The organism is Streptococcus sp. F0441, assembly GCF_000314775.2.
Lineage (GTDB): Bacteria > Bacillota > Bacilli > Lactobacillales > Streptococcaceae > Streptococcus.
The window spans coordinates 1,344,956-1,363,607 of the sequence record NZ_KB373321.1 but is presented as its reverse complement, the minus strand read 5'-3'; the positions used below and the strand labels follow the sequence as shown (position 1 = coordinate 1,363,607).

The 18,652-nt window shown below is 42.4% G+C and carries 17 protein-coding genes and 1 pseudogene; 16 read left to right on the top strand and 2 right to left on the bottom strand.

The genetic code is table 11. From position 1 onward, the window contains the following. Positions 1 to 39 precede the first annotated feature (39 nt). Together HMPREF9188_RS10630 and HMPREF9188_RS06565 are read left to right on the top strand one after the other, a co-directional pair. Complete coding sequence (locus tag HMPREF9188_RS10630) at positions 40 to 177, top strand: hypothetical protein (protein ID WP_232194157.1); 138 nt, start codon at positions 40 to 42, stop codon at positions 175 to 177. Positions 178 to 449: 272 nt separating this feature from the next. Beyond that, positions 450 to 1,265, top strand: a complete 816-nt coding sequence (locus HMPREF9188_RS06565) for an ABC transporter substrate-binding protein (RefSeq protein ID WP_009730327.1) — start codon at positions 450 to 452, stop codon at positions 1,263 to 1,265. Positions 1,266 to 1,284: 19 nt separating this feature from the next. Here HMPREF9188_RS06565 and HMPREF9188_RS06560 read toward each other — a convergent pair whose 3' ends face one another. Further along, on the bottom strand, positions 1,285 to 2,556 hold the full coding sequence (locus HMPREF9188_RS06560; protein WP_009730326.1) for an aminotransferase-like domain-containing protein: 1,272 nt from the start codon (positions 2,554 to 2,556) through the stop codon (positions 1,285 to 1,287). Between the two features lie 145 nt (positions 2,557 to 2,701). Here HMPREF9188_RS06560 and budA point away from each other — a divergent pair, with 145 nt between their 5' ends. The 10 genes from budA (at position 2,702) to alaS (ending at position 13,070) form a co-directional block, all read left to right on the top strand. Then, positions 2,702 to 3,433, top strand: a complete 732-nt coding sequence (gene budA / locus HMPREF9188_RS06555) for an acetolactate decarboxylase (protein WP_009730325.1) — start codon at positions 2,702 to 2,704, stop codon at positions 3,431 to 3,433. A 9-nt stretch (positions 3,434 to 3,442) separates the two neighbouring features. After that, the gene (locus HMPREF9188_RS06550; RefSeq protein WP_009730324.1) at positions 3,443 to 4,195 is read left to right on the top strand and encodes a YhfC family intramembrane metalloprotease; all 753 of its coding nucleotides are present in this window, start codon (positions 3,443 to 3,445) and stop codon (positions 4,193 to 4,195) included. A gap of 108 nt (positions 4,196 to 4,303) precedes the next feature. Continuing rightward, positions 4,304 to 5,209: a UDP-N-acetylmuramate dehydrogenase gene (gene murB / locus HMPREF9188_RS06545; RefSeq protein WP_009730323.1), complete on the top strand. Its 906-nt coding sequence runs from the start codon at positions 4,304 to 4,306 to the stop codon at positions 5,207 to 5,209. A 159-nt stretch (positions 5,210 to 5,368) separates the two neighbouring features. Beyond that, a complete protein-coding gene (locus HMPREF9188_RS06540; RefSeq protein ID WP_009730322.1) occupies positions 5,369 to 6,526 on the top strand; it encodes an ABC transporter ATP-binding protein in 1,158 nt (385 codons plus the stop codon). After that, the gene (locus HMPREF9188_RS06535) at positions 6,507 to 7,313 is read left to right on the top strand and encodes an ABC transporter permease (RefSeq protein WP_009730321.1); all 807 of its coding nucleotides are present in this window, start codon (positions 6,507 to 6,509) and stop codon (positions 7,311 to 7,313) included. Before HMPREF9188_RS06540 ends, HMPREF9188_RS06535 begins: the two co-directional genes overlap by 20 nt. Continuing rightward, positions 7,310 to 8,083 carry an ABC transporter permease gene (locus tag HMPREF9188_RS06530; RefSeq protein WP_009730320.1) on the top strand — a complete coding sequence of 258 codons (774 nt, stop codon included), beginning with the start codon at positions 7,310 to 7,312 and terminating at the stop codon, positions 8,081 to 8,083. The genes HMPREF9188_RS06535 and HMPREF9188_RS06530 overlap by 4 nt, the downstream gene beginning before the upstream one ends. Then, positions 8,080 to 9,150, top strand: coding sequence for an ABC transporter substrate-binding protein (locus HMPREF9188_RS06525; protein WP_009730319.1), 1,071 nt, complete (start codon positions 8,080 to 8,082; stop codon positions 9,148 to 9,150). The genes HMPREF9188_RS06530 and HMPREF9188_RS06525 overlap by 4 nt, the downstream gene beginning before the upstream one ends. Before the next feature lie 186 nt (positions 9,151 to 9,336). After that, the gene (locus HMPREF9188_RS06520; RefSeq protein ID WP_009730318.1) at positions 9,337 to 9,702 is read left to right on the top strand and encodes a DUF3021 family protein; all 366 of its coding nucleotides are present in this window, start codon (positions 9,337 to 9,339) and stop codon (positions 9,700 to 9,702) included. A gap of 242 nt (positions 9,703 to 9,944) precedes the next feature. Then, complete coding sequence (locus HMPREF9188_RS06515) at positions 9,945 to 10,430, top strand: LURP-one-related/scramblase family protein (RefSeq protein ID WP_009730317.1); 486 nt, start codon at positions 9,945 to 9,947, stop codon at positions 10,428 to 10,430. Positions 10,431 to 10,451: 21 nt separating this feature from the next. Next, entirely contained in the window at positions 10,452 to 13,070 is a 2,619-nt protein-coding gene (alaS, locus tag HMPREF9188_RS06510; protein ID WP_009730316.1) for an alanine--tRNA ligase, read from the top strand. Positions 13,071 to 13,157: 87 nt separating this feature from the next. Here the strand turns inward: alaS and HMPREF9188_RS06505 are convergent, their stop codons facing one another. Continuing rightward, on the bottom strand, positions 13,158 to 14,606 hold the full coding sequence (locus HMPREF9188_RS06505; RefSeq protein WP_009730315.1) for an alpha-amylase: 1,449 nt from the start codon (positions 14,604 to 14,606) through the stop codon (positions 13,158 to 13,160). Between the two features lie 270 nt (positions 14,607 to 14,876). Between HMPREF9188_RS06505 and HMPREF9188_RS06500 the strand changes: the two genes are divergently transcribed. From HMPREF9188_RS06500 to aroB, 4 genes and pseudogenes are all read left to right on the top strand, one after another. Next, positions 14,877 to 16,040 (top strand): class I SAM-dependent rRNA methyltransferase, encoded by a 1,164-nt coding sequence (locus HMPREF9188_RS06500; RefSeq protein WP_009730314.1) that lies wholly within the window; start codon positions 14,877 to 14,879, stop codon positions 16,038 to 16,040. Then, a complete protein-coding gene (gene aroD, locus HMPREF9188_RS06495) occupies positions 16,037 to 16,714 on the top strand; it encodes a type I 3-dehydroquinate dehydratase (RefSeq protein WP_000767777.1) in 678 nt (225 codons plus the stop codon). Before HMPREF9188_RS06500 ends, aroD begins: the two co-directional genes overlap by 4 nt. Next, on the top strand, positions 16,704 to 17,558 hold the full coding sequence (locus HMPREF9188_RS06490; RefSeq protein ID WP_009730313.1) for a shikimate dehydrogenase: 855 nt from the start codon (positions 16,704 to 16,706) through the stop codon (positions 17,556 to 17,558). The genes aroD and HMPREF9188_RS06490 overlap by 11 nt, the downstream gene beginning before the upstream one ends. An 18-nt stretch (positions 17,559 to 17,576) precedes the next feature. Further along, positions 17,577 to 18,645, top strand: a pseudogene (gene aroB / locus HMPREF9188_RS06485) (3-dehydroquinate synthase). Positions 18,646 to 18,652: the final 7 nt, after the last annotated feature.

Below are 18,652 nucleotides of genomic sequence, written 5' to 3'. Positions count from 1 at the left end.
GGTTCCATTGAACTTGGTGAATCGGCTTTAGAAGCTTTAGTGCGAGAGTTTTATGAAGAAACGGGAGTCGAAGTGAGAGTGGAAAAACTCTTAAATGTTTATACAAAATATTCAGATAGTTATCCGAATGGTGATGAGGCTCAAGTTCTTACAATTTTTGTATTTAGTTTCATCTGAAACTTCTATTTCTACAAATTTTTTTACAAGTGATGAAACTTTAGAATTAGGATTATTTGATCATATAGACATACAAAATATCGTACTTGTAAACCGGCAATATCAAGAAATGATGAATGATTTTTTTGAAAATAATTTCCCAATAGATAGATAAACTAACCACTGAATTTCTATTTTTTGTAACTATATTTTATGAAAATGCAAGAAAAACGTTGACAGTCAGTTTCGAAAGAGTTATAATTATTCAGGAAAAACAGAAAGGTCGTTTATTTATGAAATTTAAGAAATGGATATTAGTTGTGTGTAGCATGCTGGCCAGCATGGTTTTGGTAGCTTGCCAGTCAGGAACGGATAGTTCCCAGTCAGCTGTGGACGCTATTAAACAAAAAGGAAAGCTAGTCGTTGCGACCAGCCCAGACTATGCACCTTTTGAATTCCAAGCCTTGGTAGATGGTAAAAACCAAGTGGTTGGGGCAGATATTGATATGGCTCAAGCAATTGCGGATGAGCTTGGGGTTAAACTTGAAATCTCTAGCATGAGTTTTGACAATGTTTTGACCAGCCTTCAAACTGGAAAGGCTGACTTAGCAATTGCAGGAATTAGTGCCACAGATGAAAGAAAGGAAGTCTTTGACTTTTCAATTCCTTACTATGAAAACAAGATGAGTTTCTTGGTTAGAAAAGCCGATTTAGATAAGTACAAGGATCTTACAAGCCTTGCAAGTGCGAATATCGCTGCTCAAAAGGGAACCGTTCCAGAAACCATGGTGAAGGAACAATTACCAAATGCCCAGTTGACATCCTTGACCAATATGGGGGAAGCAGTTAATGAATTGCAGGCTGGAAAAGTGGATGCTGTTCATATGGATGAACCAGTTGCTCTTAGCTACGCAGGTAAAAACTCAGATCTTGCCGTTGCAACTGTTAATTTGACAATGAAAGATGGCGAAGCCAATGCTGTTGCTATCAAGAAGAATCAATCAGACTTGAAAGCAGTAGTCGATAAGGTTATCCAAAAACTGAAAGATGACGGAACCTATCAAACTTATCTTGAAAAAGCAGCGAAACTAACAGAAGTTGAACAATAAGAAAAAGCAGAGTTGGACTTTAATCCAATTCTGCTTTTATGTATTCTAATAACTCTTCTAGATTTTCGAGAGAGACTTTAGCGAACTGATAAGGACAGGCGTCCAAATAAGCCTTCTCAAAAAAGTCTAGTTTGACTGAACTGTGTTTTAAACTGGTGATTTTAGGATAGTGTCTCAAATCAAGCAAGAGACCATCGTGTAGAGGATAGTGGGGCAAGGGACAGGTGTTTTTTTCAAGTACTTCCTTAATCTGAGCCTGATAGTTCTCTTGAAGGGTTAGTCTGGCCAGTCGATTTTTTTCAAATAACTGGCTATCGATGTAAAGAGAAAGAGCCTTTTGCATGATGAGATTGCTGTCATAGTCTAGGATATTTTTGTAGGAAACAAAGGCCTTTTTTAGGGCATTTGGGAGAATAAGAGCGGTAATACGAAGGGCTGGAAAGAGGCTAGTTGAGAAGGACTTGATATAAATGACCCGATCCTCAGTGTCCAGATAGTGGAAGGTCTGCCCTTTTTTAGGGTCTAAATCTCCTAGATAGTCATCCTCTACGATGTAAACACCATACTGGTTTGCTAGATCTAGAATAGCCCTTTTTTCCTGATCAGAATAGGAATGACCTAGAGGATAGTGGAAGCGAGGAATAGTGTAGAAAAACTTGATTTTCCCAAATTTGAACTGTTCTTCCAGTTCTTCAAGGTCAATGCCATCAATACGGCGTTCAATGATCCGGTAGGCTAATCCTTGAGCGACCAAGAGGCGGTTCATCCGGTGGTAAGTCGGTTGTTCGACCAAAATCTCTTCTCCCTCGCTCGGAAAGTTAATCTGAGAAAGGATAAAGAGAGCTTGCTGGGTACCGGATGTTAGAACCAGTTGGTCGGGTTTGCAGTAGAGGGCTTGGTCAAAGAGGAGTTGATGGACAGATTGTCTGAGTTCCTCAAGTCCTTCTTGGTTGTCATAGTAGTTGAAGAGGTAGTTTTCTCGGCCTATCAGGGTTTCGTTGACGCAGAGTCGGAAGTCGTCATAGGCACTAGCATGTTCGTCAGTGACTTCGATTTCCAAGTCTTGGTGCTGTCCTTGTTCTAGAACATAGTAGCCACTTTGGGGTTTGGCATAGAGGTATTGTTCATGGCGTAATTCCAGCAGGGCTCGTTGGATAGTGTCCTTGCTACAGTGAAAGTCTTGGCTCAGTTGACGGATAGAGGGAAGCCGGCTACCTGTTGGAAATTTTCCCGATTCGATACCCTTTTTGAGAAAGGAAACGACTGCTTGGTATTTACTTTCTTTCTTCATTCCAGACCTCCCTTGATTTTGTTACATTGTACCTTTTTTTTGCTTCCTTTGCAATGGGAAAAGTATTTCTCCCTTTCACAACTAGGAGCAAATGTGGTATACTTAGAAAGTATGATGATTCATTGAACAGAAGATAAGAAAGAGAATGGATAGAAAAGTGCAGGAACCGGTTAAATTATTTCAATACAATACTCTAGGTGCCCTAATGGCTGGTCTCTATGGCGGAACCATGACAGTGGGAGAATTGCTGGAGCATGGTGACCTTGGTTTGGGAACCCTTGATTCGATTGATGGAGAGTTGATTGTCCTTGATGGCAAGGCTTATCAAGCCAAAGGTTCAGGGGAACAGCCTGAAATTGTAGAAGTTGCACCTGATGCCCTTATCCCTTATGCGGCAGTCGTTCCCCATCAGGCAGAAGTGATTTTCCGCCAGCGCTTTGAAATGACGGACAGGGAATTAGAAAAGCGGATTGAGTCCTACTATGATGGGGAAAATCTCTTTCGCTCTATCAAGATTCATGGAGAATTCGCCCACATGCATGTACGGATGATTCCCAAGTCAACAACAGACACCAAGTTTGCTGATGTCGCGACTCACCAACCTGAATATAGCCGTGAAAATGTATCGGGAACCATTGTTGGATTTTGGACACCGGAGATTTTCCATGGGGTGAGTGTTGCAGGCTATCATTTGCATTTTATCTCAGACGATTTGACCTTTGGTGGGCATGTGATGGACTTTGTTATCAAAGAAGGAATGATCGAGGTTGGAGCAGTCGACCAGTTGGACCAACGTTTTCCAGTCCAAGATCGCCAGTATTTATTTGCCAAATTTAATGTTGATGAGATGAAGAAAGACATTGACAAGTCAGAATAGGAGAAGAAGATGACACTACATATTATCCTTACTATGATCGCTTTGGTTTTAGTCCTAGTGGGTGGGACTTGGTACGCCAAAAAACGCTTTAAGATTTCTCTTGCAGTGATGGGCTTAGGGGCAATGGCATTTTTTGTTTCTTCTCAAGTGTTAGAGAAGATGGTTCACCTTCTGGTACTTCATCCGCAAAAAGACGGAACCATTTTACTCGCGCAGGAGCATCCTTTCTTATACGTCCTTTATGGGATCGCTATGGCAGCCCTCTTTGAAGAGACGGCCCGTTTTATCTTTTTTAAATGGTTGGAGAAAAAGAGAAAGCTGGAAGATAGAGATGCTTTGGCTTATGGTTTAGGACATGGAGGTTTGGAGATGCTCTACCTCGGAATGGGAAGTTTGATTAGCCTTTTGATCCTCTTTTCACTCCTACAATCTTCAAACTCTGATGCGGCGAATCTTCTTACAAAGAGTACATTAGAAACAGTTCAGTCTCTATCAGCATGGCAGGTCTATCTACTAGGGGTTGAGCGTGTGCTTGCTCTGGTTCTTCAAATTAGCCTTACTGTCTGGGTTTACCAAAGTGTCATCCAAAAGAAATGGATCTATCTCGTTGCTGCCTATGGCTTGCATGCTTTGTTTGACTTAGCTCCAGCTCTATCTCAAGTGGGATGGATTACAAATCCACTTTTAGTTGAGTTCATCCTTCTCGCTGAACTTATAGCTCTTGTCTGGCTAACAAAATCTATATTTTGGAAAAAATCATAAAAAGAGGGTGACCTCTTTTTTTATGTGAAGATTGGATACAGAAATTTCCAGTCGTCAAAAATCTTTAAAAATGGTATAATGAAATCACTTTACAAAAGGATGAGAGATATGACATTAGTAACTAGAATACAAGAACAATTAGAAGGAATTGATATTCGTTTTAAGGAACCCTTGAAGCTCTATACCTACACTAAGGTAGGGGGACGAGCGGATTATCTGGTTTTACCACGCAATCGCTATGAGATGGCGCGTGTCGTTCAATTTGCCAATCAAGAGAATATTCCTTGGATGGTGCTAGGGAATGCCAGCAATATCATCGTTCGTGATGGTGGAATTCGTGGATTTGTCATCTTGTGTGACAAGCTTAATAACATTTCAGTTGATGGTTATACCATTGAAGCGGAAGCTGGGGCCAACTTGATTGAAACGACACGTATTGCTCTCCGTCATAGTTTGACTGGATTCGAGTTTGCCTGTGGCATTCCAGGGAGCATCGGCGGTGCGGTCTTTATGAATGCGGGTGCCTATGGAGGAGAGATTGCCCATATCTTGCAGTCTTGTCAAATTTTGACCAAGGAAGGGGAAATCGAGACCTTATCTGCCACGGAATTGGCTTTTGGTTACCGCCATTCAGCTGTTCAAAATTCTGGAGCTGTTGTTTTGTCAGCTAAATTTGCCCTAGCTCCAGGAAATCATCAGGTTATCAAGCAGGAAATGGATCGCTTGACGCACCTTCGTGAACTCAAACAACCTTTAGAGTACCCATCTTGTGGCTCAGTCTTTAAGCGTCCAGTGGGGCATTTTGCTGGTCAGTTGATCTCAGAGGCTGGTTTGAAGGGCTATCGTATCGGTGGTGTTGAAGTATCTGAAAAGCACGCTGGTTTCATGATCAATGTTGCTGACGGAACGGCAAAAGACTACGAGGACTTGATCCAATCTGTTATTGAAAAGGTAAAAGAACACTCAGGTGTCACTCTTGAGAGGGAAGTCCGTATTTTGGGTGAGAAAGAATAAGGTTTGGGTAGAAAAGTTGCTGCTATAACCATTGTAAAGGGGGTGAAAGCCTATCGTTAGCGAAGATGCATGTAGGCAGTTCAATCTCCTACACGAGGTGGTAGTGGCCTGACAGAGCCCTGATCTGTTAATTTATGAAAAAGAAGGAATTTATGCCAATTGAAAAAACCAATTATCGAATTCAAAAACGTCTCTAAAGTTTTTGAAGACAGCAACACCAAGGTTCTCAAAGACATCAACTTTGAGTTGGAAGAAGGGAAATTTTACACTCTTTTAGGCGCATCTGGTTCAGGGAAATCAACCATCCTAAACATCATCGCAGGTTTGCTAAATGCAACGACAGGAGATATTTTGTTGGATGGGGTACGCATCAATGACATTCCAACCAACAAGCGAGACGTCCATACAGTCTTCCAATCCTATGCCTTGTTTCCACATATGAATGTGTTTGAAAATGTTGCCTTTCCACTCCGCTTGCGTAAAGTAGACAAGAAAGAAATCGAGCAACGCGTGGCGGAAGTTCTCAAGATGGTTCAGCTAGAAGGTTACGAAAAACGTTCCATCCGTAAACTCTCTGGAGGACAACGTCAGCGTGTGGCTATTGCCCGTGCCATCATCAACCAACCCCGTTTGGTTTTGTTAGATGAACCTCTGTCAGCGCTGGACTTGAAATTGCGAACAGACATGCAGTACGAACTGCGTGAACTGCAACAACGATTGGGGATTACCTTTGTCTTTGTTACTCACGATCAGGAAGAAGCCCTGGCTATGAGTGACTGGATTTTCGTTATGAATGATGGCGAGATTGTCCAATCGGGAACACCTGTGGATATCTACGATGAGCCCATTAATCACTTTGTTGCTACCTTTATCGGTGAGTCCAACATCTTACCAGGGACCATGATTGAAGACTATTTAGTTGAGTTCAACGGCAAACGTTTTGAAGCGGTCGATGGCGGGATGAAGCCAAATGAACCTGTTGAGGTTGTTATTCGTCCAGAGGACTTGCGTATTACTCTTCCTGAAGAAGGCAAGCTCCAAGTTAAGGTTGATACTCAACTTTTCCGTGGGGTTCACTACGAGATTATCGCCTATGATGAACTTGGAAATGAATGGATGATCCACTCGACTCGTAAGGCCATCGTGGGTGAGGAAATCGGTCTGGACTTTGAACCAGAAGACATCCACATCATGCGTCTCAACGAAACCGAAGAAGAGTTTGATGCTCGTATCGAAGAATACGTGGAAATCGAAGAGCAAGAAGCAGGTCTGATTAACGCGATCGAGGAGGAAAGAGATGAAGAAAACAACCTCTAAACTCTTTGTAGTTCCCTACATGCTTTGGATTGCACTCTTTGTATTGGCACCCCTGGTCTTGATTTTTGGACAATCCTTTTTCAATATTGAAGGCCAGTTCAGTTTAGAAAACTATAAATCTTACTTTGCGTCACAAAACTTGACCTACCTCAAAATGAGTTTCAACTCAGTGCTTTATGCAGGGATTGTAACTCTAGTGACACTTCTTATCAGCTATCCAACAGCCCTCTTTTTGACTCGTCTCAAGCACCGTCAACTCTGGCTCATGCTGATTATCCTGCCTACATGGATCAACCTTCTTCTTAAGGCCTATGCCTTTATCGGGATTTTTGGTCAAGATGGCTCCATTAACCAATTTTTAGAATTCATTGGAATCGGTTCGCAACAGTTGCTCTTTACGGATTTCTCCTTCATATTTGTCGCAAGCTACATCGAGCTTCCCTTTATGATTTTGCCGATCTTCAATGTCTTGGATGATATGGACAATAATCTCATCAATGCCAGCTATGACCTTGGTGCGACCAAGTGGGAAACCTTCCGCCACGTTATTTTCCCTCTGTCTATGAATGGAGTGCGAAGTGGAGTTCAATCTGTCTTTATCCCAAGTTTGAGTCTCTTCATGCTGACACGTTTGATTGGTGGGAACCGAGTGATCACCTTGGGGACGGCCATTGAGCAGAACTTCCTGACAAATGACAACTACGGTATGGGTTCAACCATCGGTGTGATTCTCATCCTGACCATGTTTCTCACCATGTGGGTGACTAAGGAAAGGAGAGAACGATGAAAAAATTTGCCAATCTCTACCTAGCCTTTGTCTTTATCATCCTCTATTTGCCAATTTTTTACTTGATTGGCTATGCCTTTAATGCTGGCGATGATATGAACAGCTTTACCGGTTTTAGCTTGAGCCATTTTCAAACCATGTTTGGTGATGGTCGCCTTATGTTGATCCTCACCCAAACCTTTTTCTTGGCCTTTCTATCAGCCTTGATTGCGACCGTTATCGGGACTTTCGGTGCCATTTATATCTATCAGTCTCGTAAGAAATACCAAGAAGCCTTTTTATCACTCAATAATATCCTCATGGTTGCGCCAGACGTTATGATTGGTGCCAGCTTCTTGATTCTCTTTACCCAGCTGAAGTTTTCACTAGGCTTTTTGACGGTTCTATCTAGTCACGTGGCCTTTTCCATCCCAATCGTGGTCTTGATGGTCTTGCCTCGTCTCAAGGAAATGAATGATGATATGATTCACGCGGCTTATGACCTAGGTGCCAGCCAGTTTCAGATGTTCAAGGAAATCATGCTTCCGTACCTAACACCGTCTATCATTGCAGGTTATTTCATGGCCTTTACTTATTCGCTGGATGACTTTTCCGTGACATTCTTTGTAACGGGAAATGGCTTTTCAACCCTGTCAGTCGAGATTTACTCTCGTGCTCGTAAAGGAATTTCGCTAGAAATCAATGCCCTGTCTGCCCTTGTCTTTCTCTTTAGTATTATCCTAGTTGTAGGTTATTACTTTATCTCACGTGAGAAGGAGGAGCAAGCATGAAAAAACTCTATTCATTTTTAGCAGGAATTGCAGCGATTATCCTTGTCTTGTGGGGAGTTGCTCATCATCTAGATAGTAAAATCAACAGTCGAGATAGTCAAAAATTGGTTATCTACAACTGGGGAGACTACATTGATCCCGAACTCTTGGAGCAATTCACCGAAGAAACAGGGATCCAAGTCCAGTACGAGACCTTTGATTCCAACGAAGCCATGTATACCAAGATCAAGCAGGGTGGGACAACCTATGATATTGCCATCCCAAGTGAGTACATGATCAACAAGATGAAGGATGAAGATCTTTTGGTTCCTCTTGATTATTCAAAAATTGAAGGAATCGAAAATATCGGACCAGAGTTCCTCAACCAGTCATTTGATCCCGGCAATAAATTCTCCATTCCTTATTTCTGGGGTACCTTGGGAATTGTCTACAACGAAACCATGGTAGATGAGGCTCCTGAGCATTGGGATGACCTCTGGAAACCAGAGTATAAGGATTCCATCATGCTCTTTGATGGGGCACGTGAGGTGCTAGGACTCGGGCTTAACTCGCTCGGTTACAGCCTCAACTCAAAGGATCCTCAGCAGTTGGAAGAAACGGTAGACAAGCTCTACAAACTGACTCCAAATATCAAGGCCATCGTGGCGGACGAGATGAAGGGTTACATGATTCAAAACAATGCTGCCATCGGTGTGACCTTCTCAGGAGAAGCCAGCCAGATGCTGGAGAAAAATCCTAACCTCAAGTATGTCGTTCCAACTGAGGCCAGCAACTTATGGTTTGATAACATGGTCATTCCAAAAACCGTGAAAAACCAAGATGCTGCCTATGCCTTTATCAATTTTATGTTGAAACCTGAAAATGCTCTTAAAAATGCAGAATATGTCGGCTATGCAACACCAAATAACACGGCTAAGGAACTGCTCCCAGAGGAGACCAAAGAAGACAAGTCCTTCTATCCAGACGCTGACACCATGAAAAACCTAGAAGTTTATGAGAAATTTGACCATAAATGGACAGGCAAATATAGCGACCTCTTCCTCCAGTTTAAAATGTATCGGAAGTAGGAGATTATCTACTATCGGAAATAATTTCAATCAGACAAAAAAATAAAACCTAGCCATAGAAAATTAACCATTTTATGGCTAGGTTATTTATTAAAATAGATCATGAATTAGTAGAAAAATATACTTAATTATGCTATAATTTCGATAGAGTTAAAGGCATTTTAGCTTATGATTGAGGTAGTAGTTATGATTAAAAAAGCTATTTTTAGAGGAATTATTCCTTTTGTCATTATGACCAGTTTAGCAATTTTTATAAGACTTCAAGGGATTGATATTTTTCAGGTTAAAAGTACATTTTTGGTTGGTATTATTGCTACCTCGATAGCATCAGCCTCGGTAATTTATGAAATTGAAAAATGGTCGCTATTTAAACAATCTGTCATACATTTTATCATTATGCTTTTTACTGTTCTTCCCTGTCTTCTATTTAGTGGATGGTATAAGTTGGTCTCAATTTTAGATTATCTCATTGTTTTAGGTCAATTCTTATTGGTTGGAAGTTTCTTGTGGCTTATCGCCTATATAATATTTGGGAAACTTCTAAAGAAATGAGTTGGGCATTAACCTTGACGAACTCCTTCAAAAACGATATAATACTAGAGTTGAGAATTGATTTTCAGTTGTCTTATCCCAGAGAAATGGCGGTGCTGCGAGCCATCTAAGCTAGGAAATCATGCTACTCAATCACACAATTGCATAAGAATAAGAGAATGACAAGTTCATTGAATGAAGGTGGTACCGCGGTTTTTCGCCCTTCGTGATATGGACTTGTCTTTTGATTTTTGGAGGTGTTTATGAAGACATTTCTCGTGAAACAAAAGTTTCGTCTTGGAGGCGAACGCTTTGATATCAAGGATGATAGAGGAGTAGTGAACTATCAGGTGGAGGGATCATTTTTCCAAATTCCTAAAACCTTTACCATCTATGACGCCTATGGTGAGCAAGTCAGTGAAATCAGCAAAGAATTTTTCACCTTACTTCCTCGCTTTAACATTCAGCTACGGGACGGGTCAAATTTCGTCATTCGTAAGAAGTTGACCTTCTGGCGAGATAAGTATGAATTTGACAACCTCAGTCTTCGTATTGAAGGCAATATCTGGGATTTGAATTTCAAATTACTAGATGATCGTGATCAGCTTGTCGCCGAGATTAGGAAAGAGATTTTCCATTTAACATCGACTTACAACGTAACCGTCTATGAAGACTCTTATGCAGACCTAGTCATTTCCCTTTGTGTCGCGATTGACTATGTGGAGATGCTGGAAAGCCAATCAAATTAAATAAGTAAATAAGGAGATATTATGAAACAACTATCTAGTGCTCAAGTTCGCCAAATGTGGCTTGACTTCTGGGCAAGCAAAGGTCACTCTGTAGAACCATCAGTGAGTTTGGTTCCAGTAAACGACCCAACTCTTTTATGGATTAACTCTGGGGTAGCAACCCTTAAGAAATACTTTGACGGGACGATTATCCCTGAAAATCCACGTATCACCAATGCGCAAAAGGCTATCCGTACCAACGACATCGAAAACGTAGGGAAGACTGCGCGTCACCATACTATGTTTGAAATGTTGGGGAACTTCTCTATCGGGGATTACTTCCGTGACGAAGCCATCACTTGGGCTTATGAGCTTTTGACAAGCCCAGAATGGTTTGATTTCCCAGCTGAAAAACTCTACATGACCTACTATCCTGAAGATAAGGATTCTTACAACCGTTGGATTGAAGTCGGAGTAGATCCAAGTCACTTGATTCCAATTGAGGACAACTTCTGGGAAATCGGTGCGGGACCTTCTGGACCTGATACTGAGATCTTCTTTGACCGTGGGGAAGCTTTTGACCCAGAAAATATTGGTATTCGCCTTCTTGCAGAAGATATCGAAAATGACCGTTACATTGAAATCTGGAACATCGTTTTATCACAATTTAACGCCGATCCTACTGTTCCTCGTAGCGAATACAAAGAATTGCCACACAAGAACATTGATACGGGCGCTGGTTTAGAGCGTTTGGTGGCGGTTATTCAAGGGGCTAAGACCAACTTTGAAACTGACCTCTTCATGCCGATTATCCGTGAAGTTGAGAAATTGTCAGGTAAGGTCTACGACCAAGATGGCGACAACATGAGCTTCAAGGTCATCGCAGACCACATCCGTTCCCTTTCATTTGCCATCGGTGATGGTGCTCTTCCGGGAAATGAAGGCCGTGGTTATGTCCTTCGTCGTCTCCTCCGTCGTGCTTCCATGCACGGTCAAAAATTGGGTATCAATGAGCCTTTCCTTTACAAACTCGTTCCAACTGTTGGAAAAATCATGGAGAGCTACTACCCAGAAGTGCTTGAAAAACGTGATTTTATCGAAAAAATCATCAAGAGCGAAGAAGAGTCATTTGCCCGTACCCTTCACTCAGGTCAACACTTTGCAGAAACCATTGTAGCTGATTTGAAAGCGAAAGGTCAAAACGTTATCGCTGGGCAAGATGTCTTCAAACTCTACGACACTTACGGATTCCCAGTTGAGTTGACAGAAGAAATCGCTGAAGAAGCTGGGATGACTATAGACCGTGAAGGTTTTGAAGTAGCCATGAAAGAGCAGCAAGAACGTGCGCGTGCGTCAGCTGTCAAGGGTGGCTCAATGGGGATGCAAAATGAAACCCTTCAAAACATCACTGTAGAAAGCATCTTCAACTACAATGCTAGTCAATTGCCTTCTAAGTTGGTGGCTATCGTAGCGGACAATGCTGAAGTTGAAGCTGTTTCAGAAGGAACTGCCTCCCTGTTCTTTGCGGAAACACCATTCTACGCTGAAATGGGTGGACAGGTAGCTGACCATGGTCAAATCTTGGATGCTACAGGAAAACTTGTGGCTACTGTGACAGATGTTCAAAAAGCGCCAAACGGACAAGCTCTTCATACGGCTGAAGTTCTTGCACCGCTTGCTTTGAACCAAGAATATACATTGGCCATCGATACCAATCGTCGTCACCGTGTCATGAAAAACCACACAGCAACTCACTTGCTCCATGCAGCCCTTCACAATATCCTTGGAAACCATGCGACACAAGCAGGATCCCTTAACGAAGTCGAATTCCTTCGCTTTGACTTCACACACTTCCAAGCAGTAACTCCTGAAGAATTGCGCGCCATTGAACAACAGGTCAATGAGAAAATCTGGGAAGCAATTGCAGTAGAAACTGTTGAGACAGATATTGACACTGCTAAAGAAATGGGAGCTATGGCCCTCTTTGGTGAGAAGTATGGTAAGGAAGTTCGTGTTGTTACGATTGGTGACTACTCAGTGGAACTTTGTGGTGGTACCCACGTAGGTAATACTTCTGAAATTGGTCTCTTCAAGATTGTCAAAGAAGAAGGGATTGGATCAGGAACTCGCCGTATCTTGGCAGTGACTGGTAAGGAAGCTTTTGAAGCCTACCGCGAACAAGAAGACGCTCTGAAAGCCGTCGCAGCAACCTTGAAAGCCCCTCAACTCAAGGAAGTACCTCATAAGATTGAAGGACTTCAAGAACAACTTCGTCAGCTCCAAAAAGAAAATGCTGAGTTGAAAGAAAAAGCAGCGGCAGCTGCAGCAGGCGATGTTTTTAAGAATGTTCAAGAAGCAAACGGCCACCGTTACATTGCAAGCCAAGTTTCTGTATCAGATGCAGGTGCCCTTCGTACCTTTGCGGACAAATGGAAACAAAAAGACTACTCTGATGTGCTTGTCCTAGTTGCTGCTATCGGTGACAAGGTCAATGTCCTCGTAGCAAGCAAGACTAAAGATGTACACGCAGGAAACCTGATCAAAGAATTGGCTCCAATCGTCGATGGACGTGGTGGTGGTAAACCAGACATGGCCATGGCAGGAGGAGGCAACCAAGCGAAAATCCAAGAACTCTTGGATGCAGTAGCAGGTAAATTGTAAGACAATAAAGATCTATCCATTTGGGTAGGTCTTTTTGTGCATACAAAAAAGCCAAATCCGGTTGGATTTGACTTGTAACTGATAGGTTTATTTTGCCGCCCAGACACTGACTGAACCCGCTGCTACTGGAAAATCTCCATAACCGTCAGCATCAATTGTGACTAGGTCTTGGTGATTTCCAAGTAAATCTACAAAGGTTTGGTTAGCCCATTCTTGACCAACAAACATAGACTTGCTGTTTTCTTGGTCATTTGAGATAAGGACAGCGATTGGGGATTGATGTTCAGCACCTGAACGAACCCAACCTATACAGTTGGCATCGTCAAAGTAGTCTGTTTGCTCTCCATAGGCCAAGTCTTTTCGGATGGCTAGGAGACGGTCAAGAACTTCTCTGAAATCTTGTTGAGCAAATTGCCCTGAAATACCGTAATAATCTCCGTAAAAGACACATGGAAGCCCATCTTTGCGTAATAGAATAAGGGCATAGGCTGCTGGTTTGAACCATTCTTCAACAGTAGACTCAAGGGCTTGTCCTCGTTGAGTATCATGGTTGTCAACGAAAGTGACAGCCTTGTCAGGCTTGAGTTCAACCAAGCTATCAGTAAAGATAGTACGGAGGTCGTAGCTTGCTCCAGCTTGACTGGCTTCAAAGAGATTTTGGTGAAGACGAACATCCACAAGGTCAAAGCGCTCCTCAATTTTCTCAAGATAGTCCAGATTAGCTTCTTTGTCTGGATTCCAAAATTCCCCAAAAACATAGAAATCCTCACCGTATTTTTCCTTCATATCACGGATGAAATTGGCCATAAAGAAGGAGTCAATGTGCTTAACGGCATCCAAGCGGAAACCCGCCACACCAGTCGTTTCCATGAACCAGTCAGCCCAGTCATAGATGTTTTGGATGACTTCAGGGTGCTTAAAGTCCAGGTCAGCATACATGAGGTAGTCGTAGTTTCCGTTTTCGTTATCGACCAATTCCTCGTTTGCCCAACCTTTATTGTCTCCTTGGATCAGGTAAATGCCAGACTTACGGCGTTTGGCATCGTAGTCTGTACCTGTAAAGTGATACCAGTGCCATTCAAAGTCATTATAGGTTTTCTGACGTCCATCAAAAGTGAAGTGAGTCCAGCCATTGATAGTGAAGGGCTCGCTTAGTTGAACGGTACGGTCCTCAGGATCCACTTCAATAACCTGAAAGGATTCCATGTGATCGGCTGCGGCCTTGTGATTGAGCACCACATCGGCCATAGGTCGAATTCCCTGAGCCTTTAAGGCTTGAATGGCTTGAAGATAGTCTTTTTTGAACCCATACTTAGTACGGACAGCTCCTTTTTGGTTAAATTCACCTAGATCAAAAAGATCGTAAACGCCATAGCCTACATCTTTTTCGTTGGTGGCCTTGAAAGCAGGTGGCATCCAGACATGACTGATACCGAGGTTTGCTAGGTGTTCTGCGTCATCTGCCAATCGTGTCCAGTGTTGTCCGTCGTGGGGGAGATACCACTCAAAGTATTGCATAAGTGTCTGATTTTGCATTGTTTTTCCTCTTACTTATCAATGATGTGTTATATTCTACCATAAAGTCCAGAACTACGCAAACGTTTGCGCAAGATTCTATACTCATTTCTGTTTTTGTCTATTTTTAAAGACACTATTTCCTTCCCATTGCTAGAGAAATAATGTTTAGGAGAAAAAATAAATTGAGTAAACTTATTTTAACAAAAATGGCACTTAGTAAACTAAAGTAAAAATGGATAAGCGGTTTCTTTTTTGAGAATTGTCATAAAATTTGCTATAATAGTAGCTATGAATAGAATTAGGGTCAGCAGACGTGTTGAAAAAAAGCTAGCTAAGGGTCTAGTTCTTTTGGACGCAAGTGATTTAAGAGATATTGATCTGACGGATCAGGCAGTAGAAGTTCTTAGTCAAGACGGGAAGTTTTTAGGGAGTGCCTATCTTTCTCAACAGAACAAGGGAATTGGTTGGTTCATCAGCAAGGAAAAGGTTAGCTTTAGCCAAATCTTCTTTGAATCTCTGTTTCGTAAGGCAAAGGAAGCTAGAATGCCTTATTATCAAGATGACTTGACTACTGCCTTTCGCCTTTTTAACCAAGAGGGGGATGGTTTTGGTGGCCTGACTATCGATCTCTACGGAGATTATGCTGTCTTTTCGTGGTACAACTCGTTTGTTTACCAGATTCGGAAGTTGATAGTAAAGGCTTTTAAGGAAGTTTTTCCTGAGGTCTTGGGAGCGTACGAAAAGATTCGTTTTAAAGGTCTAGATTACGAGTCTGCCCATGTTTATGGTGAGGAAGCGCCAGACTATTTTACTGTTCTTGAGAATGGCGTGCTCTATCAAGTCTTTATGAATGATGGCTTGATGACAGGTATTTTTCTGGACCAACATGAGGTTCGTGGGAGTTTGGTGGATGGTCTAGCCATGGGTAAATCCTTGCTCAATATGTTTTCCTATACGGCTGCCTTTTCAGTTGCTGCAGCTATGGGAGGCGCCAGTGAGACGACTTCTGTCGACTTGGCCAAACGATCGAGAGAGCTATCAGAAGCTCATTTTCAGGCAAATGGATTCAGTACGGACAATCACAGTTTTATCGTCATGGACGTTTTTGAGTACTTCAAGTATGCTAAGCGAAAAGGCTTGACCTATGATGTGATTGTGCTTGATCCGCCGAGCTTTGCTCGCAATAAAAAACAAACTTTTTCTGTAGCTAAGGACTATCACAAGCTGATTTCCCAAAGTCTAGAGATTTTAAATCTGGGAGGCATTATCATTGCCAGTACCAATGCTGCCAATGTTTCCCGTCAGAAATTTACAGAACAAATTGATAAAGGTTTTGCAGGAAGAAAATATCAGATCTTAAACCAATATGGTCTTCCAGCAGACTTTGCCTATAATAAAAAAGATGAAAGCAGTAATTACCTCAAGGTGATTAGTATGAAGGTTAGTAGATGAAATTAATCGTTTCAGTAATGCCAAGAAGTTTAGAAGAAGCGCAAGAACTGGATGCCACACGGTATGAAGATGCCGATATCATCGAGTGGCGTGCAGACTTCCTCGCCAAGGAAGCCATTTTACAGGTAGCACCTGCAATCTTTGAGAAATTCGCAGGCCGCGAACTGGTCTTTACCCTTCGGACTCGCTCTGAGGGAGGAGAAATCGAACTGTCTTCTGAGGAGTATGTTCAAATCATCAAGGAAGTCACTCAACTCTATCAACCAGACTATGTGGATTTTGAGTACTTCAGCTACAAGGATGTATTTGAGGAAATGTTGGATTTTCCAAATCTGGTTTTGAGTTACCATAATTTTCAAGAGACACCTGAAAACATGATGGAAATCCTGTCTGAGTTGACCAGTCTTTCTCCAAAAGTGGTCAAGGTATCTGTCATGGCCCATACGGAGCAGGATGTTTTAGACCTGATGAACTACACACGAGGATTTAAAACACTCAATCCTGAACAAGACTACGTGACCATTTCCATGGGGAAAATGGGCAAGGTATCTCGTATCACTTCAGATGTGACGGGTTCGAGTTGGTCCTTTGCTAGTCTAGATGAAGCGAGTGCCCCAGGTCAGATTTCTCTATCAAACATGAAGAAAATCAGGGAGATTTTGGATGAAGCTTGATGGCTATACACGTTTAGCTGCAGTTGTTGCCAATCCCATCAAACACTCTATTTCCCCCTTTATCCACAATAGGGCCTTTGAGGCGACAGCTACCAATGGTGCCTATGTAGCTTGGGAGATTGAAGCGGGTGACTTGGCAGAAACAGTCGCCAATATTCGCCGTTACCAGATGTTTGGCATCAACCTGTCTATGCCTTACAAGGAGCAGGTTATTCCTTATCTGGATGAGTTGAGTGATGAGGCTCGTTTGATTGGGGCGGTCAACACAGTTGTTAATCAAGATGGAACGTTAATTGGATATAATACAGATGGCAAGGGATTTTTTAAGAGCTTGCCTTCTTTTACAATCTCGGATAAGAAAATGACCATTCTGGGAGCAGGTGGTGCGGCCAAGTCCATTTTGGCACAGGCTATTTTGGATGGTGTCAGTCAGGTTTCAGTCTTTGTTCGTTCAGTTTCCATGGAAAAAACAAGACCTTACCTAGACAAGTTGCAGGAGCAGACAGGCTTTAAAGTGGACTTGTATGCTTTAGAAAATCTTTCTGAACTGCAAGCAAGGATTGCTGAGTCGGACCTGCTCGTCAATGCGACTAGTGTGGGGATGGATGGTCAGTCGTCCCCAGTTCCTGAAAGCATCAATTTGCCAAAGGCTCTCTTGGTCGCAGATATCATTTACCGACCCTTTGAGACGCCATTTTTGAAATGGGCTAGAAGCCAGGGCAATCCAGCCGTCAATGGTCTGGGAATGTTGCTCTATCAAGCTGCTGAAGCTTTTCAATTGTGGACAGGTAAAGAAATGCCGACAGACGAGATTTGGCAGTCCTTAACAGAAAAATATAAATAGTGAAAAGGAGACCCTACTATGAAAATCAGAATTGATATTCCGCATCATCCCTATGATATTCAGATTGAAAAAGGTTGTTTGGCTCAGACTGGTCAATGGTTGAAAGAACTTTGGCAACCTCAAAAGGTAGTCATTGTGACCGATAACCATGTAGCTTCTCTCTATGCAGAGAAGGTTAAACTCAGCCTAGAAGATGCTGGTTTTCAGGTAGCTGTTTTTGATTTCTTAGAAGGTGAAGAAAGAAAGAATTTAACCACTGTTCAGAAAGTTTATGAATTTCTAGTTAAGCAGGGTTTGACACGTAGCGATGGAATCGTGGCTCTCGGTGGTGGTGTCGTTGGAGATCTAGCTGGCTTTGTGGCCTCAACCTATATGCGGGGGATTCACTTTGTTCAGATTCCGACTAGTTTGACAGCCCAGGTTGATTCTTCTATCGGTGGAAAGACAGGTGTCAATACTCCTTTTGCTAAAAATATGGTGGGAACTTTTGCTCAACCAAGATGGGGTTCTGATTGACCCGCTGGTCCTTGATACACTCGGAAAAAGAGAGTTGATTGAAGGGATGGGTGAGGTCATCAAGTATGGCTTGATCGAGAATCCAGAACTTTGGGCTCTCTTAACGGAACTAGATGGTTCTGTAGAGAGCATTCTGGAACATGCAGAGACTTTGATTGAACATTCTTGTCAGGTTAAGCGCAAGATGGTGGTTGAGGATGAGTTGGATAATGGTGTTCGCCTTTACCTCAATTTTGGGCACACTATTGGCCATGCCATTGAAGCGACTGCCGGTTATGGCAAGGTCATGCATGGAGAAGCTGTGGCCATGGGCATGGTTCAGATTTCCAAGGTTGCTGAGGAAAAAGGCCTCATGCCAGCTGGCATAACCCAGTCCATCACAGCTATGTGTCAGAAATTTGGTTTGCCTATTGACTATGAAAACTGGGATGTTGATAAACTTTATCAAGCTTTGACTCATGATAAAAAAGCACGTGGAAATACTTTGAAATTGGTCTTGGTGCCAGAGCTTGGTTCGGCGAGCATTCACCCTGTTTCCCTAGAAGAGATGAAAGACTACTTGGTAAAATAAGGAGAAC